Annotated in this window: 20 protein-coding genes, 3 pseudogenes and 1 riboswitch; of the genes and pseudogenes, 16 read left to right on the top strand and 7 right to left on the bottom strand. The window is 73.2% G+C overall.

Going from position 1 to position 19,173, the window contains the following annotated elements:
* Positions 1-131 precede the first annotated feature (131 nt).
* A pseudogene (locus ACQEVS_RS19340) lies at positions 132-409 on the top strand (DUF3099 domain-containing protein).
* Positions 410-471: 62 nt separating this feature from the next.
* On the opposite strand, the gene ACQEVS_RS19335 reads toward ACQEVS_RS19340, so the two are convergent.
* On the bottom strand, positions 472-837 hold the full coding sequence (locus ACQEVS_RS19335) for a DsrE family protein (RefSeq protein ID WP_004949161.1): 366 nt from the start codon (positions 835-837) through the stop codon (positions 472-474).
* A gap of 276 nt (positions 838-1,113) precedes the next feature.
* On the opposite strand from ACQEVS_RS19335, the gene ACQEVS_RS19330 reads away from it, so the two are divergent.
* The 6 genes from ACQEVS_RS19330 to ACQEVS_RS19305 all read left to right on the top strand — a co-directional run bounded on the left by ACQEVS_RS19330 (position 1,114) and on the right by ACQEVS_RS19305 (position 6,368).
* A complete protein-coding gene (locus tag ACQEVS_RS19330) occupies positions 1,114-1,719 on the top strand; it encodes an FABP family protein (protein ID WP_185941587.1) in 606 nt (201 codons plus the stop codon).
* Positions 1,714-1,843, top strand: a riboswitch (cobalamin riboswitch). (Overlaps the previous gene by 6 nt.)
* A gap of 99 nt (positions 1,844-1,942) precedes the next feature.
* Entirely contained in the window at positions 1,943-3,025 is a 1,083-nt protein-coding gene (locus tag ACQEVS_RS19325; RefSeq protein WP_433022012.1) for a FecCD family ABC transporter permease, read from the top strand.
* Entirely contained in the window at positions 3,025-3,795 is a 771-nt protein-coding gene (locus ACQEVS_RS19320; protein WP_433022010.1) for an ABC transporter ATP-binding protein, read from the top strand. The genes ACQEVS_RS19325 and ACQEVS_RS19320 overlap by 1 nt, the downstream gene beginning before the upstream one ends.
* A gap of 41 nt (positions 3,796-3,836) precedes the next feature.
* On the top strand, positions 3,837-4,862 hold the full coding sequence (locus tag ACQEVS_RS19315; RefSeq protein ID WP_433027698.1) for an ABC transporter substrate-binding protein: 1,026 nt from the start codon (positions 3,837-3,839) through the stop codon (positions 4,860-4,862).
* Positions 4,863-4,881: 19 nt separating this feature from the next.
* Positions 4,882-5,334, top strand: a complete 453-nt coding sequence (locus ACQEVS_RS19310; protein ID WP_433022008.1) for a Fur family transcriptional regulator — start codon at positions 4,882-4,884, stop codon at positions 5,332-5,334.
* Between the two features lie 53 nt (positions 5,335-5,387).
* A complete protein-coding gene (locus tag ACQEVS_RS19305) occupies positions 5,388-6,368 on the top strand; it encodes a YgfZ/GcvT domain-containing protein (RefSeq protein WP_433022006.1) in 981 nt (326 codons plus the stop codon).
* Between the two features lie 164 nt (positions 6,369-6,532).
* Here the strand turns inward: ACQEVS_RS19305 and dtd are convergent, their stop codons facing one another.
* Entirely contained in the window at positions 6,533-6,958 is a 426-nt protein-coding gene (gene dtd, locus ACQEVS_RS19300) for a D-aminoacyl-tRNA deacylase (RefSeq protein WP_351504943.1), read from the bottom strand.
* A 147-nt stretch (positions 6,959-7,105) separates the two neighbouring features.
* Here dtd and ACQEVS_RS19295 point away from each other — a divergent pair, with 147 nt between their 5' ends.
* From ACQEVS_RS19295 to ACQEVS_RS19275, 5 genes are all read left to right on the top strand, one after another.
* Positions 7,106-7,759 carry an RsiG family protein gene (locus tag ACQEVS_RS19295; protein ID WP_433022003.1) on the top strand — a complete coding sequence of 218 codons (654 nt, stop codon included), beginning with the start codon at positions 7,106-7,108 and terminating at the stop codon, positions 7,757-7,759.
* Positions 7,760-7,797: 38 nt separating this feature from the next.
* The gene (locus tag ACQEVS_RS19290; RefSeq protein ID WP_433022001.1) at positions 7,798-8,787 is read left to right on the top strand and encodes an asparaginase; all 990 of its coding nucleotides are present in this window, start codon (positions 7,798-7,800) and stop codon (positions 8,785-8,787) included.
* A 97-nt stretch (positions 8,788-8,884) separates the two neighbouring features.
* Positions 8,885-10,123, top strand: coding sequence for a GNAT family N-acetyltransferase (locus ACQEVS_RS19285; RefSeq protein ID WP_433021999.1), 1,239 nt, complete (start codon positions 8,885-8,887; stop codon positions 10,121-10,123).
* 404 nt (positions 10,124-10,527) lie between these two features.
* Positions 10,528-11,121: an NADPH-dependent FMN reductase gene (locus ACQEVS_RS19280; protein ID WP_433021997.1), complete on the top strand. Its 594-nt coding sequence runs from the start codon at positions 10,528-10,530 to the stop codon at positions 11,119-11,121.
* A gap of 61 nt (positions 11,122-11,182) precedes the next feature.
* Positions 11,183-11,527 carry a winged helix-turn-helix transcriptional regulator gene (locus ACQEVS_RS19275; RefSeq protein ID WP_433021995.1) on the top strand — a complete coding sequence of 115 codons (345 nt, stop codon included), beginning with the start codon at positions 11,183-11,185 and terminating at the stop codon, positions 11,525-11,527.
* A gap of 13 nt (positions 11,528-11,540) precedes the next feature.
* Here ACQEVS_RS19275 and ACQEVS_RS19270 read toward each other — a convergent pair whose 3' ends face one another.
* Together ACQEVS_RS19270 and ACQEVS_RS19265 are read right to left on the bottom strand one after the other, a co-directional pair.
* Entirely contained in the window at positions 11,541-11,996 is a 456-nt protein-coding gene (locus ACQEVS_RS19270) for a GNAT family N-acetyltransferase (RefSeq protein ID WP_433021993.1), read from the bottom strand.
* A gap of 295 nt (positions 11,997-12,291) precedes the next feature.
* Positions 12,292-13,180 (bottom strand): annotated as a pseudogene (locus ACQEVS_RS19265) (LysR family transcriptional regulator).
* Between the two features lie 116 nt (positions 13,181-13,296).
* Between ACQEVS_RS19265 and ACQEVS_RS19260 the strand changes: the two are divergent.
* The gene (locus tag ACQEVS_RS19260) at positions 13,297-13,650 is read left to right on the top strand and encodes a DoxX family protein (RefSeq protein WP_433021991.1); all 354 of its coding nucleotides are present in this window, start codon (positions 13,297-13,299) and stop codon (positions 13,648-13,650) included.
* 118 nt (positions 13,651-13,768) lie between these two features.
* On the opposite strand, the gene ACQEVS_RS19255 is transcribed toward ACQEVS_RS19260, so the two are convergent.
* A complete protein-coding gene (locus ACQEVS_RS19255; protein ID WP_433021989.1) occupies positions 13,769-14,227 on the bottom strand; it encodes a DUF6228 family protein in 459 nt (152 codons plus the stop codon).
* Between the two features lie 161 nt (positions 14,228-14,388).
* On the opposite strand from ACQEVS_RS19255, the pseudogene ACQEVS_RS19250 reads away from it, so the two are divergent.
* The 3 genes and pseudogenes from ACQEVS_RS19250 to ACQEVS_RS19240 all read left to right on the top strand — a co-directional run.
* A pseudogene (locus ACQEVS_RS19250) lies at positions 14,389-14,748 on the top strand (helix-turn-helix domain-containing protein); the annotation flags it as partial.
* A 61-nt stretch (positions 14,749-14,809) separates the two neighbouring features.
* Complete coding sequence (locus ACQEVS_RS19245) at positions 14,810-15,466, top strand: hypothetical protein (RefSeq protein ID WP_433021987.1); 657 nt, start codon at positions 14,810-14,812, stop codon at positions 15,464-15,466.
* A 141-nt stretch (positions 15,467-15,607) separates the two neighbouring features.
* A complete protein-coding gene (locus tag ACQEVS_RS19240) occupies positions 15,608-15,946 on the top strand; it encodes a DUF2516 family protein (RefSeq protein WP_398278000.1) in 339 nt (112 codons plus the stop codon).
* Positions 15,947-15,969: 23 nt separating this feature from the next.
* Here the strand turns inward: ACQEVS_RS19240 and ACQEVS_RS19235 are convergent, their stop codons facing one another.
* Entirely contained in the window at positions 15,970-17,220 is a 1,251-nt protein-coding gene (locus ACQEVS_RS19235) for a PP2C family protein-serine/threonine phosphatase (protein WP_433021984.1), read from the bottom strand.
* Positions 17,221-17,704: 484 nt separating this feature from the next.
* Complete coding sequence (locus ACQEVS_RS19230) at positions 17,705-18,778, bottom strand: NlpC/P60 family protein (protein ID WP_433021982.1); 1,074 nt, start codon at positions 18,776-18,778, stop codon at positions 17,705-17,707.
* Positions 18,779-19,173 lie beyond the last annotated feature (395 nt).

The following is a 19,173-nucleotide window of genomic DNA, read 5'->3' as shown; positions in this document are numbered from 1 at the left end:
CGGAGGGCCGCACCTCGGGGTTTGGACGACCTGATGGCGGGGTGCGGCCCTCCGGTGCGCCGCGGCCCGGCGCGCCCCCGGACGGGCCGCGCACGCTGTACGGCGACCGGCCCCCGCCGTACCGTTGAAGCATGTACGCGCGGCGGCGTCACCTGTACTTCGCCATGATGGGCACGTGCGTCGGGATGTTCGTCCTGGCCTGGGCCGTCGTACGGCTGTGGTCCGTGCCCGCCGCCATCGGCATGTGCCTGTTCGCGATGGTCATCCCCCGGTGGCGGCCATCGTGGCCAACCGCCGGGGTCCCGACGACCGCTGGTGGGACGAGGAGACGGGCGACCCCGAGTCCGACCGCTGGTGGAACGAGCTGGACGACCGGCGCGGGCGGGACGACCAGCGGGACGGCCAGTAGACGCCGGCCGGACGTCGGCGGGACCGCCGGTGAACGCGACGGTGATCGAATCGGCGGACGAGTCAGTAGACGAGCGCCTGCACGCCGTCCGCCATGGCCTCGCCGACGAAGACCTGGGCCCCGGCGATGCGCGCGCCCTCGATCAGGTCCTTCTCCTCGATGTCCCGCCGCGCCGCGCACTGCGTACAGACGGTGATCATGCCGCCGCCCGCCCGGATGCCGTCGATCAGCTCCGGCAGCGGCGCCGCGTGCGGCAGTTCGAACTCGGCCGCCCGGCCCGGCAGGGCGAACCAGGACGACTCCCCGGTCAGCCACAGCGAGACCTCGACGCCGCTCGCCACGGCGACGGCCGCCACCGTGAACGCCTGCGAGCACCGCTCGGGCGCGTCCGCGCCCGCCGTCACCTTGATCACGAGCTTCTTCCGCATGGGATCACTGTAGGCCGGGCGCCCGGCCCAGGGGCCCTACGCGTCCCGTACCACCTCACACCGCCGTTCCGGAGCGGGCCGACTAGACTCGTCGCAGGTCCGTAACCCCTCACTCCGACCGAGGAGCGCGCTCGTGCTTGAGGCAGTCTTCACCACCCTGCTGGTCCTGGTCGCCGTCGGCGTTCTCTCGTTCGCCGGGCTGACCTGGAAGAAGCTGTACCAGGGCCAGCGCTGAGCCTCCCCGACCACCCCCTACAGATCGTCTGAGCTGAGCCCATGATCGAGATTCCGTCCGACCTCCACCGGGACCTGGTGCCCCTCGTCTTCCTCCTCGGCAAGTGGGAGGGGGCGGGCGTCGCCGACTTCCCGGGCTCCGAGAAGTGCAACTTCGGGCAGGAAGTCACCTTCACCCACGACGGCCGGGACTTCCTGGAGTACGTCTCGCACAGCTGGGTGCTCGACGCCGAGGGGAACAAGGTCCGGCCGCTGGAGACCGAGAGCGGCTACTGGCGGATCGACAAGGACCGCAAGGTCGAGGTCGTCATGATCCGCGACCAGGGCGTCGTCGAGGTCTGGTACGGCGAGCTCGCCGACAAGAAGCCGCAGATCGACATCGTCACCGACGCGGTCGCGCGGACCGCCGCGTCCGGCCCGTACTCCGGCGGCAAGCGCCTCTACGGGTACGTCAAGGGCGACCTGATGTGGGTCGGCGAGAAGGCCACCCCCGAGGTGCCGCTGCGGCCGTACATGTCCGCGCAGCTGAAGAAGACCGCCGACGTGGCCGCTCTGGAGGAGTGGGCGCGGAACCTGCCGGACGACCTGCCGGACGGCGTCTCCTTCTTCCGCCCGGACGGCACCCCCTACAACCCCGAGCAGCCGTAAGCCCCAGGCTGTCGTACGAAGCGCCCCGCGGGGGAAGTCCGGTCGAAGTCCGGCGCTGACCCGCAACGGTAGGCAGAACACCCGTTCTGCGAGCCCGATCACCCGCGGCGGTGTGAGCTCCTGACAACTCGCCGTGGACTGCGAGGGGAGGCCCCCCGCGGCGCGGTGGGGCTCCTGCGGGCACGCGTGCCCGGGCCCACGGCCCGAGCCGAAGGCGTCCCCCTTGGCAGTCACCGCCCAGGCCCCACCCGCCACCACCGCACCGGCACGGCGGATCCCGCTGCCACCCCTGATCGCCGGGCTGACCGTCGCCCTGCTCGGCTCCCTCCTCTGCTGCGTCGCCCTGGGTTCCTCCGGCATCGGCTGGGGGCGGGTGCTGCACTACCTGGGCGCGGGGCTGACCGGCGGCAGGATCGGGGCGGACGAGGTCTCCGCCTACACCATCGTCTGGGAGCTGCGCTTCCCGCGCGCCCTGCTGGCGGCCGTGGTCGGTGCCGGTCTCGCCGCCGTCGGCGTCGCCACCCAGGCGCTGGTCCGCAACGCCCTCGCCGACCCGTTCGTGCTCGGCATCTCCTCCGGCGCGGCCGTCGGCGCCAACGCGGTGCTCCTCTTCGGCGTGCTCGGCTCGCTGGGCGTCTGGGCGCTGTCCAGCGCCGCGTTCCTCTCCGCGCTCGCCTCCATGGCCCTGGTCTACGCGGCGGCCCGCGGCACCGGGCACGGGCTGACCCCGCTGCGGCTGGTGCTGGTCGGGACGGCCATGTACTACGGCTTCTCGGCGATCACCACGCTGATGGTCTTCAGCGCGGACCGCGGGGACGCCGCCCGCTCGGCGATGATGTGGCTGCTCGGCAGCCTGGGCGGGGCGAGCTGGCAGTCCGTGCCGATCGCCGCCGGGGCCGTGCTGCTGGGCCTGGGCTATCTGCTGTGGTCGGCGCGCGGCCTGAACGTGCTGGCCATGGGCGACGAGACGTCGTCCGCGCTCGGCGTCGACCCCGAGCGGCGGCGCCGGGTGCTGTTCGTCGTGGTGGCGGCCGTCACCGGTGCCGTGGTGGCCGTCAGCGGCGCCATCGGCTTCGTCGGGCTGATGGTCCCGCACGCCACCCGGATGCTGGTCGGCGCCGACCACCGCCGGGTCCTCGCGGTCGCGCCGCTGCTGGGCGCGGTGCTGCTGGTGTGGGTGGACGTCGTCTCGCGGCTGCTGCTCGCGCCCGTCGAACTGCCGGTCGGCGTGATCACGGCGCTGATCGGCGTGCCCTGTTTCATCCTGCTGATGCGCCGGCGCGGCTACACCTTCGGAGGGGCCTGATGCGGGTCGACATCGAGGACCTGTCGGTCGAGGTGGCCGGCGCCACGCTGGTCCGGGACGTGGAACTGCGGGCCGCGAGCGGGCAGTTCGTCGGCGTCGTCGGCCCCAACGGCAGCGGCAAGTCGACGCTGCTGCGGTGCGTCTACCGCGCGCTGCGGCCGACGCACGGCCGGGTGCTGCTGGACGGCGACGACCTGCACGGGCTCACCGCCCGCGAGGGCGCGCGGAGGCTGGCGGCGCTGCCGCAGGAGTCGGGTGGCGAGTTCGACTTCACGGTCGCCGAGGTCGTCGCGATGGGCCGGCTGCCGCACCAGCGGGCGGCCGGCCGCACGTCCCGCGAGGACACCGACGTCTGCGCGGCGGCCCTGGAGCGGGTCGGCGCCGGGCACCTCACGGACCGCGGCTTCCTGACCCTCTCCGGCGGCGAGAAGCAGCGCGTCCTGATCGCGCGCGCCCTCGCCCAGCGGCCGAAGGTACTGGTCCTGGACGAGCCGACCAACCACCTCGACATCAGCCAGCAGCTCGAAGTCCTGGCGCTGGTACGGGAGTCCGGACTCACCGTGCTCGCCGCGCTGCACGACCTCAACCTCGCCGCGACCCACTGCGACGTGCTGTACGTCGTCCACGGCGGGCGGCTCGTCGCCTCCGGACCGCCGGACGAGGTGCTGACGTCCGGGCTGCTGGCCGACGTCTTCGGCGTCCGGGCGCACCGGGTGCCCCACCCGGTGTCCGGCGTCCCGCAACTCCTCTTCGACCGCCTCCCCCGGTGATCCCGGTGACCCCCTTCCCCAGGAGCCCCGCCATGCGAGCCATGCGCACCGCCCGCGTCCTCGTCTGCCTGACCGCCGCCCTCGCCCTGGCGGGCTGCGGGGCACAGGTGGACGAGGATCCGACGACCGAGGACGCGAAGAAGCCCTCGGCGTCCGGCCATTACCCCGTCACCATCGAGAACTGCGGTGTGAAGACGGTGTACGACAAGGCGCCGCGCCGGGTGGTGACCAACGACGTGGGCATCGCCGAGATCATGTTCGCGCTCGGCCTGGAGGACCACATGGCCGGCTACGTGGCGCCGGACTACAAGACGAGCCGCGCGGACGACATCCCCTGGAAGGACGGCTACGACAAGGTCAAACGGCTGTCCACGAAGCAGATCAACAAGGAGATGGTCCTCGACGCCAAGGCCGACCTCGTCTTCGCCGGCTGGAACTACGGCTTCGGCGAGGGCGACGGCTTCACGCCCGCCGCGCTGAGGAAGCTGGGCATCGGCTCGTACGTGCTCACCGAGTCCTGCCGCAGCGGCAGCGGCAAGGAGCGGGGCGTGATGCCGCCGCTGGAGGCTCTCTACACCGATCTCACCACCCTGGGGAAGCTCTTCGACGTCGAGGACCGGGCGGCGAAGCTCGTCGCCGGCTTCAAGAAGAAGGTCGCGGACGCGCAGGCCGCGATACCGGCCGACGGCAAGCGGCCCAAGGTCTTCCTCTACGACGACGGCCGCGACAAGCCGGTGACCGCGGGCGCCTACGCGGGCCCGCACGACATCATCACCAAGGCCGGCGGCGACCACGTGATGAGCGACCTGAAGGACACCTGGACCACCGTCGGCTGGGAGACGGTGGTCGACCGGCGGCCCGACGTCATCGTCATCAACAACTACGGCGGCGTCTCCGCCGAGGAGAAGCGGAAGTTCCTGCTCTCCTACCCGCCGCTGGCCGACGTCCCGGCCGTGAAGAACAAGCGGATCTTCGTCCTCGACTATGTGGACCTCGTGGAGAGCCCGCGCAACCCGGACGCCGTAGCGGCCCTGGCCGGCTACCTGAAGGGGGTCCGGGAAGGCTGACCGCGCCTAGACTGGAGGCGTGGTGGACACCGACTGGCAGAGCGATCTCCGCAAGCGCGGCTACCGGCTGACGCCGCAGCGCCAGCTCGTGCTGGAAGCGGTGGACCGGCTGGAGCACGCGACGCCGGACGACATCCTCACCGAGGTCCGCAAGACGGCCGGCGGCATCAACATCTCCACCGTCTACCGGACGCTGGAGCTCCTGGAGGAGCTCGGCCTGGTCAGCCACGCCCACCTCGGCCACGGCGCCCCCACGTACCACCTCGCGGACCGGCACGACCACATACACCTGGTCTGCCGGGACTGCACCGGGGTGATCGAGGCAGGTCTGCCGGTGGCCGCCGACTTCACGGAGCGGCTGCGCGCGGAGTTCGGCTTCGAGACGGACATGAAGCACTTCGCGATCTTCGGGCGGTGCGCGTCCTGCGCCTCGGGGAAGGCCGCTGCCGGGAAAGCGCCGGACGGGTCGTAGGACGGGCCCTACGGGGCATCGGCTCGTGCCCCCGCGAGTCGTAGGCTGGGCGCATGCTGCGTCAATCCAAGAGCCCTCTGCTGTCGCTGCCCGGCGCCGTCCCCGCCGAGGGTCCGGACGAAGGCGTCGCCGCGCACTACGGCGACCCGTTCCGCGAGCAGCGCGCGCTCGCCGACGGGTCCGGCTTCGTCGACCTCTCCCACCGGGGTGTGATCGCCGTCTCCGGCGACGACCGGCTGAGCTGGCTGCACCTGCTGCTCACCCAGCACGTCAGCGAGCTGCCGCCCGGGCAGGCCACCGAGGCGCTGGTCCTCACCGCCAACGGCCACATCGAGCACGCCCTCTCCCTCGTCGACGACGGCACGACCGTCTGGGCCCACGTGGAACCCGGCACCCAGGAGGCACTGCTCGCCTACCTGGAGAGCATGAAGTTCTTCTACCGGGTGGAGGTCGCCGACCGCACCGACGAGATCGCCGTCGTCCACCTGCCGGCCGGCTCCATCGCCGACGTCCCCGACGGCGTCGTCGTCCGCGAGACACCGCACGGGCGCGACCTGTTCCTGCCGCGCGAACGGCTGGAGTCCTTCGCCGCCGACCACGGCCCCGCCGCCGGCACCCTCGCCCTGGAGGCCCTCCGCGTCGAGGCCCACCGGCCGCGGCTCGGGCTGGAGACGGACCACCGGACGATCCCCCACGAGCTCGGGCTCATCGGCACGGCCGTGCACCTGCAGAAGGGGTGCTACCGGGGGCAGGAGACGGTCGCGCGAGTGCAGAACCTGGGGAAGCCGCCGCGCCGTCTCGTCTTCCTGCACCTCGACGGGAGCGAGGTGCACCTGCCGGGCCACGGAGCGCCGGTACGGCTGGCCTCGGACGGGCCTGACGGGCGGCAGCTCGGGTTCGTCACGACCGCCGTGCGGCACCACGAGCTGGGGCCGATCGCGCTGGCGCTCGTGAAGCGGAACGTCCCGGTGGACGCGGCGTTGGTCGTGGGTGAGGGGACGGCGGCGGCGCAGGAGGTCGTGGTCGAGCCGTAGGGTGCCCGGTCCCGTCCTCAAACGCCGGACGGGCTGACCATCCAGCCCGTCCGGCGCTTGAGGACGAGCGGCGGAGCCGCGACAAGGGGGGTCTGGGGGCTCGCCCCCAGGAATCGGCGAATGGAGGTGCCCCCTCTGGGGGAGGGACCGGGGCCTCCTCCCCCTCACACCTCCAGCAGCACCGTGAACGGCCCGTCGTTCGTCAACGACACCTTCATGTCGGCCCCGAACACCCCCGTCTCGACACGAGCCCCCAACTCCCGCAACCGAGCCACCACCTCATCCACCAAAGGCTCGGCCAAGCGGCCCGGAGCGGCCGCGTTCCAGGTGGGCCGCCGCCCCTTCCGCGCGTCACCGTAAAGCGTGAACTGGGAGATCACGAGCAGCGGCGCGCCCACGTCGGAGCAGGACTTCTCGTCGGCGAGGATCCGGACGGACCACAGCTTGCGGGCGAGCTGCGCCGCCTTCTCCGGAGTGTCGTCGTGGGTCACCCCGACCAGCACGCACAGCCCCTCGCCCACGATCTCGCCGACCGTCCGGCCGTCGACGACGACGGACGCCCCGTTCACCCTCTGCACCACGGCTCGCATGCCGTCCATGATGCCGGGTGCCCGTTCAGGGCCGTTCGGGTGGAGACGGCCTGCGGCCGGGCGGGGCACAGTGGCACGATGCGTGCAGGCGGTGCGATATGCGGGCACAGCGTTCCGTACGCACCCGGCGTGAGGGGACGGAGCCGCATGACCACACCGATCGAGGACCACCTCAAGACACCCGAGAAAACACCCGAGAAAACACTCGAAGCGCTCAGGGCGAAGGCATCGGAAGCCGGGGACGCCGTGGACAGTCTGCACGCGAGGCCGCCGAGCCAGCGGTCCGGGCGGCTCGCGGACGTTCCCGTGCGGCAACTCGGCGAGCTGCGGCTGACGGAGCTGCGCGCGGTGCGCAAGGAGGCCCGGCGGGAGGAGGCGGACCTCAGCTACGTCCGGCGGCTGCTCCAGGGCCGCATCGACATCCTGCGGGCCGAGCTGGAGCGCCGGGCGGCGCCGGGCACCCCGTCGTCCGACCGCCGGCTGCTGGTGGACCGGCTGACGGAGATCCTCACGGACGATCCGTCGGCCCACCGCTCCTCGGCCCGCCATGTGACGCTGGGGACGCCGCACGCCGAGGAGTACCGGCGGCTGGCCGAGGACATGCTCGGCGAGGTCGGCCTGTCGGATCTGGCCGCCCGGACGGACGCCGAGCTGCGGGCGGGGCTGGCCCGGCTCGCGGCCTACGAGCGGCACGTGTCCGAGCGGCGCCGGCAGCTCCAGCGGACGGCGGACGATTGCGGTGCGGAGATCGCGCGCAGGTACCGTGAAGGAGAAGCGCAAGTAGACGACCTGCTCCCGTGACACCCCGGGGCGGTCCCCGCCCCCGGAAGGCACGGCCCATGAGCACCTCCACCCCTTCCCCCGCGATATCCGCGCCGGACGACGTCGCGGTACGCCCGGTCCTCGCCGAGGTCGTCCGGTCCGGTTTCGTCGAGGGACGGCATCGCGGCTCGCTGGTGGTGCTGGCGGCGGACGGCAGTGTGGAGCTGGCGCTCGGCGACCCCTCCGCGCCGGTCTTCCCGCGCTCCGCCAACAAGCCGATGCAGGCCGCGGCCGTCCTCCGGGCCGGTCTCGACCTCTCCGGCGAGCGGCTGGCCCTCGCGGCGGCGAGCCATTCGGGCGAAACGTTCCACCTGGAGCTGGTCCGCACCATGCTGGACGAGTTCGGGCTCACCGAGGGCGACCTCCGGACCCCGCCGGACCTGCCGCTGGACCCCGCCGAGGCGGAGGCGTACCTGGCGGCCGGCCGGGTCAGGGACCGGATCACCATGAACTGCTCCGGCAAGCACGCCGCCATGATCGCCGCGTCCGCCGCCAACGGCTGGCCGGTGGACTCGTACCTGGACCCCGGCCACCCCCTCCAGCGGCTCGCCCTGGCCGCCGTCGAGGAGGCGAGCGGCGAGCGCGTCGCGCACGTCGGCACGGACGGCTGCGGGGCGCCCCTGATGGCCGTCTCCCTCACCGGCCTCGCCCGCGCCTTCCGCCACTTCGTGCTCGCCGAGCCCGGTTCGCCGGAGCGGCGGGTGGCGGACGCCATGCGCGCCCACCCGGAGTACGTGGCCGGTACCCGCCGTCCCGACACCTGGCTGATGCGCGAGGTGCCGGGCGTGCTGTCGAAGATGGGCGCGGAGGCGGTCCAGGCGGTGGCGCTGCCGGACGGCCGGGCGCTGGCGTTCAAGATCGACGACGGTTCGCTGCGGGCCCTCGGCCCGGTGCTGGCCCGGGCGCTGGAGCTGGCGGGCGTCGAGGCGCCCGTCCTCGCCCGGATCGCCGACGCCCCGCTGCTGGGCGGCGGCGAGCGCGTCGGGGAGATCCGCGCGGCGTTCTGAGCACCGGCGGCGAGCCCACGGGGACGCTCCGCGGGCCGGCGGGGCGCCCCCGAAATTCGGGGGCGCTCCCTCGAGGCGCCCACCTACCGTACGCCGTATGGCACTTGACATACGGACGATCGGCGACAGCGACCTGACCTCCTGGGTGACCGCCATGCGCGCGGGTTTCCTCATCTCCCCGACACCCGACAAGGAGGAGGTGGAGGTACGCGCGGCGGGCATGGACCTCGCCCGCACCCAGGGCGCCTTCGACGACGGGCGGTGCGTCGGCACGTTCCGCAGCCACCCGCAACGGCTGTCGGTGCCCGGTGGCGCGCAGCCCGCCGTGAACGCGATCACCAACGTCACCGTCTCCCCCACGCACCGCAGGCGTGGCGTGCTCAGCCGGATGATGGCGCGCGACCTGGCCGCCGCCAAGGAGCGTGGGGACGCCGCCGCGACCCTGACCTCCGCCGAGTACCCGATCTACGGGCGGTACGGCTTCGGCCCCGCCACCTCCACGGCCGCCTGGGAGGTGCACATCGCCCGCACCGGGCTCGACCGGCGGTACGCGGGCCCGGAGTGCGGCGGGCGGGTGGACTTCGCGGACGGCGCCGCCGTCCGCGGGTCCGGTCCCGGCCTGCACGAACGGCTGCGCGCCCAGCGCCACGGCGTGGTCGACCGCACCGAGCGCTGGTGGCGGTTCGCCACCGGCGACCTCCCCCATCCCACGGGCTGGAAGGAGCCGTTCCATGTGCTCTACCGGTCCCCGGAGGGGCGCGTGGACGGCCTGCTCACCTACGGCGTCGAGGAACGCTGGACGGCCAAGCAGCCCGAGAACAAGGCGGTCGTGCGCGATCTCATCGCCGTGACCCCGGCCGCCGAGCGTGCGCTGTGGCACTACCTGTTCTCCGTCGACTGGATCACCACCGTCACCACCGGCGACCGCGCGCCCGACGACATCCTGCCGCTGCTGCTGCCGGACCCGCGCGCCGCCCGGCTCACCACCCAGGCGGACTTCGTGTGGCTGCGCCCGCTCGACGTGCCGGCGCTGCTGGAGGCGCGGACGTACGCCGCCGAGGGCGACCTCGTCCTGGAGGTCACCGACCCGGACGGGTACGCCGCCGGTCGTCACCTGCTGGAGGCCGGGCCGGAGGGAGCCGTCTGCTCGCCCACATCGCGGGACGCCGATCTCACGCTCGCGGCGGGCACGTTGGGGGCGCTGTACCTCGGCGACGAGTCGGCCGTACGGCTGGCGGCGGTCGGGTCGGTCACCGAGGAGCGGCCGGGGGCCGCCGCACGGGCGGACCTGCTGCTGCGGACGTCGCGCCGGCCGTGGTGCCCCGACATCTTCTGACCGGGGGCGGGGCAGGGCGTGGTGTACCGAGCCGGGGGCGGGGCGTCGCGGGGCGAGCCGGGTGGGGCGTCGCGTGGCGAGCCGGGGGGCGTCGCTTACCCGGCCCAGGGGACGGACCGCCGCGCACCCGATCCGGGGACGGATTGCCGCGCACCCGATCCGGGACGGACCGCCTACCCGGCCACGGGGACGGACCACCGCGTACGCGCCCCCAGGGACGGACCGCCGCGTACCGACCCGGAGGTGGGCCGTCGCATACCGACCGGGACGGGCCGCCCGGTGCCCGGCTTGACCTCAACCAAACTTGAGGCTTCAAGATCTACCCCGTCGCCCCGCGATCGCCCCACGGTCGCCCAAGGCGCGCCGCGCTCCGACCATCGTTCGCCCCCTCCGGAGGAACCGCAATGCCGCACGCCCCCTACCGCCTCGCCGTGATCGTCGCCTCCACCCGCGACGGCCGCTTCGGCCCGACCGTCGCCGGGTGGCTCGGCACCCACCTCGCCGAGCGCGACGACATCGACGCGGACGTCGTCGACCTCGCCGAACTCCCGCTCCCGGCCCGGCTCAGCGCCCGGCCGGACGCGGACGACGCGGCGCTGCTCGCCGCGGTGGCGCCGCGGCTGGAGCGGGCCGACGCGTTCGTCGTCATCACGCCCGAGTACAACCACAGTTACCCGGCCTCGCTGAAGACCCTGATCGACTGGCACTCGACCCCGTGGCGGGCCAAGCCGGTGGCGTTCGTGTCCTACGGCGGGCTGTCCGGCGGCCTGCGGGCGGTCGAGCACCTGCGGCCGGTCCTGGCGGAGCTGCACGCCGTCACCATCCGCGAGACCGTCAGCTTCCACAGCCCGTGGGGAGAGTTCGACGCCTCCGGCCGCCACCTCGACGAGGAGGCCGGGAACCGGGCCGCCGGGGCGGCCAAGGTGCTGCTCGACCAGCTCACCTGGTGGGCCGTCTCGCTCCGCGAGGCCCGGGAGGCCCGCCCGTACACCGTCTGAGGCGCGTCCGCGGCACCCTCCGGCCGACGCGGGGAGGGGACCGTTGCGGCACGATGAGGGAATGACCAAGCTGATGCCGTACCACTGTCCGATCGACGCCGCCATGCATGTGATCGAAGGCAAGTGGAAGGTGCTCATCCTCTGGGAACTCCGGGACGGACCACGCCGGTTCGGCGCCCTGCGGCGGTCCCTGCCGGGTGTGAGCGAGAAGGTCCTCACGCAGCAGCTCCGCGAGCTGGAGACGGACGGCATCGTGCACCGGCGGGTACACGACGCCGTGCCCCCCAAGGTCGACTACTCGCTCACCGAGGACGGGCACGCGCTGAACACCGCCCTCGCCCCGCTGGGCGCCTGGGGCGCCCGCCGCATGCTGCCCCCGGAGGCGGCGACGGGCCCGGCGGCCTGACTCCGGCCGCGCGTCAGCCGGCGGCGCCCGGGAGCGGGTCGTCCTCGAAGGTCGTCATCATCAGCCGGCCCGGGTCGTCCACGGGCCTGAACCCCACCTGGGCGTAGAGCCCGTGCGCGTCCTTGGTGCTGAGCAGCAGGCGCTTGAGCCGGTACGGGGCGAGGTGGTCGCGGACGCCCGTCGCCAGCCAGGTGCCGAGCCCGCGCCCGCGGTGGTCCGGGGCGACGTAGACGTCGCAGAGCCAGCCGAACGTCGCCAGGTCGGTGACCACCCGCGCGTAACCGGCCTGCCGGCCCCCTGGTTCGTACACCCCGAAGTTGAGGGAGCCCGCGACGGCCTTCTCGACGGTCTCCCGGCTGCGGCCGATCGCCCAGAACGCGTCGGTGGACAACCAGTGGTGGACAAGACCGACGTCGAGCCGGTCGGGATCGGTCGAGAGTTCGTACCCGTCCTGTCTGCGCATGGTCATGCGGCGGCATGCTAGCGCCGGCCGGGCGAGTGGTCCGGCGGCCGCCGGAGAGCCTGTCAGGTTCCTTGCGCGGGCCTGCCGTCCGTCCCCCTCAGATGCCCGGCCGGGCCGCGATGCCGACGCCGCGATGCCGTCGCCGTAATGCCGTCGAGCAGGCCGTGGCGGGCCGAGTTCGCACCGCGGGTCGGTGGCGTCCGTGCGCTACCGGCCCGGCCGGCGTTCGAGGACGGGCGGCGAAGCCGCGAAAGGGGGCTCGCCTCCCGGGAGACGGCGAAGGGGAGGAACCGGGGCGCCCTCACCCAACCACCTCCAAGCAGCACCGCACGAACTCCCCACCACCGGATCCCCTCGTCCCCAACCCCCCAAGCCACCCCCACCCGACTGGGGCTCACCCCGCTCACAGCCCGGTACACCACCCCGGGCCGCGCGTAGAACCGGGTGGCCGATTCGGGTGCCAGCGCGACGCCGTACCCGTTGGCGATCGCGTTGAGCCACTCGTCGGGCTGATCGGTGACCGCTCCCACCCGGACGGGCCGCCCCTCCCGCTCGTCGGCGGCCAGCCAGTGGTCCCGCCAGGGTCCTGTCTCCGGCGGCGCGGCGACGAACGGTTCGTCCCACAGCTCGTGGAAGGCGATCCGTTCCCGCGCGGCGAGTGGATGCCCGGCGGCGAGGGCCACGCAGCGCGGCTCGGTGAACAACTCCTCCACGCGCAGCGCCTCCTGGCCGGGGAAGGGCAGTCGCAGGAGGGCCACGTCGACGTCGCCGTCGACGAGCCCGGCGGACGGGTTCGACCAGGCGGCCTGCCGCATGTCCGCGCGCCAGCCCGGACTCCGGCGGGTGAACTCGGCGACGATGCGCGGGGTCGCCTCGTTGGCGGCGCTGGCCAGGAAACCGACGCGCAGCACGCGCGCGGCCCGCCCGGCCGCCCGCCGGGTCTCCCGTGCCGCCGCGTCCCAGCGGGCGAGCAGCTCGGGCGCCCGCCCGGCGAGGACGCGGCCGGGCCCGGTGAGCGTCATGCCCGTGCGGGAGCGGGTGAACAGCGGTGTCCCGAGCCGGCTCTCCAACTGCTTGATCTGCTTGGTGAGCGCCGGCTGGGAGACGTACAGCCGTTCGGCGGCGCGGGTGACGCCCCCTTCCTCGGCGACGGCGACGAAGGAGCGGAGCAGACGGGTGTCGACATCCATTCCGTCAGGTTATGGACGCCGGTATTGGACGCCAACCGGGCCCACGGCGGACGCTTGAAGCGCCGGCGCCGCCCCTGTCCCACCCCATCTCCTCCCCCGAACGGAGACCGCTCCGCATGGTCACCGCATACGTCGTCGTCACCACCCTCACGATCGCCGCCAACGCCGTCATCGCCGCCGGCGACTACGCCAAGGCCGACTTCGTCCTCGCCAACTCGGCGGAGGTGAACGTCCCGCGGTCGTGGGTCCCCGCGCTCGCCACGCTGAAGGCGGCGGGCGCCGCCGGCCTCCTGCTGGGCCTCCTCGGCATCCACCCGCTCGGGATCGCGGCCGCCGTCGGCCTCGTCCTCTTCTACGCGGGCGCCCTGATCGCTCACTTCCGCGCCCGCGTCTTCCACAACATCGCGTTTCCGGGGGCCTACTTCGCGCTGGCTGCCGGGTCGCTCGCGCTGGCGGTGGTGGAGGCGTGAGCGGCGGCCGCACTCGCGACTCCCCCGAGACTCGATTCGCGAAGTCCCGTCCCACGGCGCCCCTTTCACCCGCCGACTCCGCACCCGGGCCACCACCCCGGCCGGGCGCGTACGGCCGTCACGGCCGCCCTCCCGCGAGGAAGTGCCGGACGTCCGAAGCCAGGGCGGCCAGCTGTTCCCCCGCCTCCAGCCAGGTGGTCACCGAGGCGCTCCAGCCACCGGCGGCTTCGTACCAGGGGCGCACCGTCCAGGTCAGCCCGACGTGCCCGCCCGGACGGAAGACGGCCGACACCGACAGATCGCCGTCATCCGTCCGCCAGCGCCGCTCCCCGTCCCAGCCCCGGTACCCCTCGGCCAACTCCTCCAGATAGGCGCCGAGATCGGCGTCCCAGATCCAGGCCACCACCTCGTCGACGCGAGCGGTCAGGCCGGGGGCCGACAGTTCGACGGCGTAGTGGACGGAGTCCGCGTCGAAGGCGAACCGGTCGCAGAACCGCACGCCGACGGAACGGTTCTCCTGGCAGCGGACGGCCACGCCGGGCTTGCCGTCGGCGCCGTCATCGTGCGGTGAGGTCATGCGCCGAACGCCAGGCCGCCGCCGCCCGGGCGTCATCCGGATTCCCTCGGCGGAGCGCCGGGCCCATGCTCCGGCCGACCGGCCGGCCCGGAGCACCCCGCCCGCACACTCCTGCAAGCAGTCGCTTGCAAAAGTTAGCAACATGCGGCAGCATCGGGCGCATGGCATCGCTCAACGTCGGCAACCTCGGCGCGTACCTGCGCGAGCAGCGGCGCAGCGCGCAGCTGACGCTGCGTCAGCTCGCCGACGCGGCAGGGGTGTCCAACCCCTACCTCAGCCAGATCGAGCGCGGTCTGCGGAAGCCGAGCGCGGAGATCCTGCAGCAGCTCGCGAAGGCGTTGCGGATCTCGGCGGAGACGCTGTACGTGCAGGCCGGGATCCTCGACGAGCGGGCCCGGGAGGAGGCGGAGGTGCGCAGCGCGATCCTCGCCGACCCCTCGATCAACGAGCGGCAGAAGCAGGTGCTGCTGGACATCTACGACTCGTTCCGCAGGGAGAACGGGCCGACGAAGGACGACGACAGCAAGTCCTCCGGCTGACCCCTTTCGGGGCGGCCGCAACGCGAGACGGGAGACCCATCGCATGGCCATCACCACCCAGGACATCCGCAAGGCGGCCACCGACACGGCCTACGCGGCGGCCGGTGCCGCGGACCTCGCCGCCGAGAAGCTCGGGCAGGTGGTCGCCGAGGCGCCCGGACGGCTGGAACAGCTGCGGAAGACCGACCCGAAGGAGCTGGGCGGCCGGGTGAGCAAGCAGGCCAAGGACGCCCAGGCGCAGGTCACAGCCAAGGTCACCGGGCTCGTCGGGTCCCTCGACGGCGACCTGAAGAAGCTCGGGCAGACCGCCCAGGACCTGGCGCTCCAGGGCGTCGGGCAGGCCGTCGGGCTGGCCGCCCGGGGCGGCGAGACCTTCGAAAAGCTGGCCGAGCGCGGCCGGGAGGCCGTGCGGGTCTGGCGCGGCGAGCAGCCCGCCGACGTCGCCGAGATCCCGGTGGCCACCGAGCCGTCCGACGAGGCGGCGGGGTCCGGCCGGGAAGGCAAGGAAGGCGAGGACGCGAAGGCCGACACGGGCGCCACCGCGGACAAGGGCACCAAGAGCGCCAAGGACGACAAGGCTGCCAAGGACACCGAGGACGCCGAGGAAGCGGCCAAGCCCGCCGCCCGCAAGAGCGGCGCCAAGCGCACCGCCGCCGCCAAGAAGTCCGACGACGCCGGCACCGCCAAGTCCGACGCGTGACAGACCGGCACGCCGGGTAGCGGCGGGCGGCGAACGGCCGGGAGATCCGGGCACCTCCCCCGCCTTCCGGCCGTTCCCCGAGTACGGTGGGCAGCACGGGCGACCGTACGCAGCGCACGGACGGACAAGAGGTGGGCGGCAATGCTGGTGCAGGGCTTCAATACGATCTGGGCCTTCGTGTCCCTGGGCCTGCTGGTCTTCGCCATGGCCGCCTTCGTCAACGCGGCGGTCCACCGCGAGGACGCCTACCGGGCCGCGGACAAGCAGAACAAGGGCTTCTGGCTGATCATCCTCGGCCTCGCCGTCGCCGTGAACCTGTTCCTGGGCGTGTGGGGCTTCCTGCCGATCCTGGGCCTGGTGGCCACGATCGTCTACTTCGTCGACGTCCGCCCGGCCCTGAAGCAGGTCACGGGCCGTGGCCCGCGCCGCCGGGGGTCCAGCTCCGACGGGCCGTACGGGCCGTACAACGGCGGCCGTTGAGCCGCGCCGCGCCCGCCGACGGCTCAGCGGTCCAGCAGCAACACGGCCAGGTCGTCCGTCAGTTCCTCGCCGTTCAGGGCCCGCACCTCGGTGACCGCCGCGTCCAGCAGCTCCTCGCCCGACAGCCCCTCCTTCACCTGACGGGCGATCATCTCGATCATCCCCTCCTGCCCGAGCCGCCGCGCACCGCCCTCCGGGCCGCCCACCCGGCCCTCTATCAGGCCGTCGGTGTACATCAGCAGGCTCCAGGCGTCGCCGAGCCCCACGTCCAGCCGCGGCCAGTGGGCCCGCGGCAGCAGGCCGAGGGCCGGTCCGCCGCCGTCCTGCGGCAGCAGGCAGGGCGGCTCGCCGGGGCGGGTCAGCAGCGGGGCCGGGTGGCCGGCCAGGTAGAGGGCGGCGGAGCGGCCGTCGGGGGCGATGTCCAGCGTGCAGAGGGTCGCGAAGATCTCCTCGTCGGCGCGCTCGTGCTCCAGGACCTCCTGGAGGACGCCGAGCAGCTCGCCGCCGTGCAGTCCCGCCAGGGTCAACGCCCGCCAGGCTATCCGGAGTTCGGCGCCGAGCGCCGCCTCGTCCGGGCCGTGCCCGCAGACGTCGCCGATCATCGCGTGGACGGTGCCGTCGGGCGTCCGGACGGTGTCGTAGAAGTCGCCGCCGAGCAGGGCGCGGCTGCGGCCGGGCCGGTAGCGGGCGGCGAACCGCAGGTCGGATCCGGCCAGCAGCGGGTGGGGCAGCAGGCCGCGCTCCAGCCGGGCGTTCTCCTGGGCGCGCAGCCGTGACTCGGTGAGCTGGTGCTGGGCGAGGTCGGCGCGCTTGCGTTCGACGGCGTAGCGGATGGCGCGGCTGAGCACCCGGCCGTCCAGCTCGTCGCGGAAGAGGTAGTCCTGCGCGCCGACGCGTACCGCCTCGGCGGCCCGCTCGGCGTCGTTCTCCGACGTCAGCGCGAGGACGGCGTGCCGTGGGGCGAGCCGCAGCACCCGGCGCAGGGTGTCCAGCTCGTCGCGGGGCGCGTCGGGGCCGCCGCCGGCCGTCTCCCCGGCGACGGGCAGGGCGAGGTCGAGGAGGATGCACTGGACGTCGTGGGTGAGCAGCCGCTCCGCCTCGGTGAGGTTGCGTGCGGTGCGGATGCGGACCGGCTTGCCGGCCACCACGGTCATGTCGGCCATGTCGGGCATGGAGAGCGACCCGGCCGGGTCGTCCTCGATCACCAGCAGGGTCAGCCCACCGTCGGACGGTCCGGCGGCGGACGCCATCGGGCCGGGTGCGGATACGGGCATCACGTCGGTTTCCTTCCTCCCCCGACGATCGCCGGGAGGCGCCCCACCCCCGAGGGCGACGCCGCGCAGGTCGGCGGCGCCCGACGCGACAGTAGCGGCAGGCCGCGGGCGAACGGAATGGTACGGAGCCACCCGCCTCCGTCATATGCCGTCGCCAACGCCGCTTTTGGGGCGGGCCGGGAGGAAAACGTCATGAGAAACGTCACGTCGCACACGCACGTACGAGAACGGATCGCGCGCTCCCCCGAAACGCGTACGGCGACCGCTCTGGAGCGCGAACCGGGCGCCGAGTGACGTGCGTTACGTGGGCCGCCTCACGTGCTGCCGCTCGTGTGACGGGAGTTACGTGACGGACGTTACGTGATCACCGTTCCGTGGCCGGAGTTACCGGAGTTACCGGCGGAGCGCACACGGCGGGCGTGACGATCGTTACGTGACGACCATTACGCGACGCCCGTCACGGGACGACCGTCACGCCCCCGCCTCACCCGCCCGGCCTGACCACCCCGAGGATCGGCATCGACCCCGCCCCCGCCATCGTCACCTGCCGGCCGGGCCGCGGCGCGTGCACCATCATCCCGTCGCCCACGTACATCGCGACGTGGCTGGCGTCCGAGAAGTAGATGATGAGGTCGCCGGGGCGCATGTCCCGGACGTCGACCTTGGGGAGCTGCCGCCACTGCTCCTGCGAGGTGCGCGGTATCCCGAGGCCGGCCGTCGCCCAGGCGCGGGAGGTGAGGCCGGAGCAGTCGTAGGTGTCCGGGCCCACGGCGCCCCAGACGTAGTCCTTGCCTATCTGCGCGGTGGCGAACGCGACCGCGCGGCGGCCGATCTCGGTGGCCGACCCGGCGTCCTTGAGGGAGACGCCCTTGAGGGCGTCGGAGGCGAGCCACGTCCGCTGCGCCTGGCGGGCCTTCTCCTCCTCGATCTGCCGCAGCCGCTCGCGCTCCTTCTCCTCCAGGCGCGATTCCAGCTTCTTGGCGGCGTCGAGGCGGGCCTCGATCTCCTTCTTCGCCTCGTCCTTCTTCTTCCGCTCGTCCTTGAGCCGCTTCCACCGGTCGTCGGCGGCCTTGACGTACTTCTCCAGCTCGCCCTTGGCCGATTCCGTCTCGGTCAGCAGCCGGCGGGTGGCGTCCTGCCCCCGGCGGGTGGTGTCGAGCGCGTCGAGGAACTCCTCGGGCGAGCGGGCCATGAACAGCTGCGTGGACGGCGCCAGCCCGCCGGTGCGGTACTGGGTGCGGGCCAGCTCGCCGACGCGGTCCTTGAGCTCACGCACCCGCTCCTGGGCGGCGGAGACCTGCTTGGTGAGGTCGCCGACGTTCTTCTCCTGGAGCCGGGTCTGCTCGTCCGCCGCGTTGTACGCGTCCGTGGCCGACTCGGCCTTGCGGTAGAGGGCCTCCACCTCCTGGTGGACCTCTTCCAGGCTCTTCGAGGGCGGCGCCGGGTCGGCCCAGGCGGCCTGCGGGAGCGCGGCGCCGGCGGTCACGGCGGCGCAGACGACGGCCGTCGCGACGACCACTCTGCGGAATGCCGGGATCCGGTTCTCGGGTCTGCTCACCCTCGCGTCCCCCGCGACGTCCCTGTCCACGCCACCAACGGCTCCGCCGTTCCGCCCCACCGGAATACCTCCGCGACTCGAACGCCACGCCCTCACATGCCGCAACGCGCGGAACGGATCGTGTCATGGGGACGGACGAACCGACAGAGATCTGCGTCACAGTGTCCGGAATCCCGCGCTGGCGCGATTCGTTCGGTCCCGCCTCCCCGAATTCCCGCGAGCCCTCCTCCCCGACCCCTGCCACCGCTCTGACGGCCGAGGTTCACCCCTCGTTCACCTCGCTCCTTCGACGGCTTCACCTGATCTGCTTAATTTCGGCCGTAGAACAGGGGCTGGGCGGTCGCCACCCGTGCGCGGCCGCTCCGCACGCACGACCGGACACCGCAGAATCCCGA

This window comes from Streptomyces sp. CA-181903 (assembly GCF_050937075.1).
GTDB lineage: Bacteria > Actinomycetota > Actinomycetes > Streptomycetales > Streptomycetaceae > Streptomyces.
This window is presented reverse-complemented; position numbering and strand designations above follow the sequence as displayed.

What these genes read in the sequence shown, in the direction of transcription:
- ACQEVS_RS19320 (WP_433022010.1), top strand. Translation starts at nt 3,025, where the DNA reads ATGCGGGTCGACATCGAGGACCTGTCGGTCGAGGTGGCCGGCGCCACG.
- ACQEVS_RS19255 (WP_433021989.1), bottom strand. Translation starts at nt 14,227, where the DNA reads ATGACCTCACCGCACGATGACGGCGCCGACGGCAAGCCCGGCGTGGCC.
- ACQEVS_RS19335 (WP_004949161.1), bottom strand. Translation starts at nt 837, where the DNA reads ATGCGGAAGAAGCTCGTGATCAAGGTGACGGCGGGCGCGGACGCGCCC.
- ACQEVS_RS19260 (WP_433021991.1), top strand. Translation starts at nt 13,297, where the DNA reads ATGGTCACCGCATACGTCGTCGTCACCACCCTCACGATCGCCGCCAAC.
- ACQEVS_RS19295 (WP_433022003.1), top strand. Translation starts at nt 7,106, where the DNA reads ATGACCACACCGATCGAGGACCACCTCAAGACACCCGAGAAAACACCC.
- ACQEVS_RS19245 (WP_433021987.1), top strand. Translation starts at nt 14,810, where the DNA reads ATGGCCATCACCACCCAGGACATCCGCAAGGCGGCCACCGACACGGCC.
- ACQEVS_RS19280 (WP_433021997.1), top strand. Translation starts at nt 10,528, where the DNA reads ATGCCGCACGCCCCCTACCGCCTCGCCGTGATCGTCGCCTCCACCCGC.
- dtd (WP_351504943.1), bottom strand. Translation starts at nt 6,958, where the DNA reads ATGCGAGCCGTGGTGCAGAGGGTGAACGGGGCGTCCGTCGTCGTCGAC.
- ACQEVS_RS19305 (WP_433022006.1), top strand. Translation starts at nt 5,388, where the DNA reads ATGCTGCGTCAATCCAAGAGCCCTCTGCTGTCGCTGCCCGGCGCCGTC.
- ACQEVS_RS19270 (WP_433021993.1), bottom strand. Translation starts at nt 11,996, where the DNA reads ATGACCATGCGCAGACAGGACGGGTACGAACTCTCGACCGATCCCGAC.
- ACQEVS_RS19240 (WP_398278000.1), top strand. Translation starts at nt 15,608, where the DNA reads ATGCTGGTGCAGGGCTTCAATACGATCTGGGCCTTCGTGTCCCTGGGC.
- ACQEVS_RS19285 (WP_433021999.1), top strand. Translation starts at nt 8,885, where the DNA reads ATGGCACTTGACATACGGACGATCGGCGACAGCGACCTGACCTCCTGG.
- ACQEVS_RS19275 (WP_433021995.1), top strand. Translation starts at nt 11,183, where the DNA reads ATGACCAAGCTGATGCCGTACCACTGTCCGATCGACGCCGCCATGCAT.
- ACQEVS_RS19315 (WP_433027698.1), top strand. Translation starts at nt 3,837, where the DNA reads ATGCGCACCGCCCGCGTCCTCGTCTGCCTGACCGCCGCCCTCGCCCTG.
- ACQEVS_RS19290 (WP_433022001.1), top strand. Translation starts at nt 7,798, where the DNA reads ATGAGCACCTCCACCCCTTCCCCCGCGATATCCGCGCCGGACGACGTC.
- ACQEVS_RS19235 (WP_433021984.1), bottom strand. Translation starts at nt 17,220, where the DNA reads ATGCCCGTATCCGCACCCGGCCCGATGGCGTCCGCCGCCGGACCGTCC.
- ACQEVS_RS19330 (WP_185941587.1), top strand. Translation starts at nt 1,114, where the DNA reads ATGATCGAGATTCCGTCCGACCTCCACCGGGACCTGGTGCCCCTCGTC.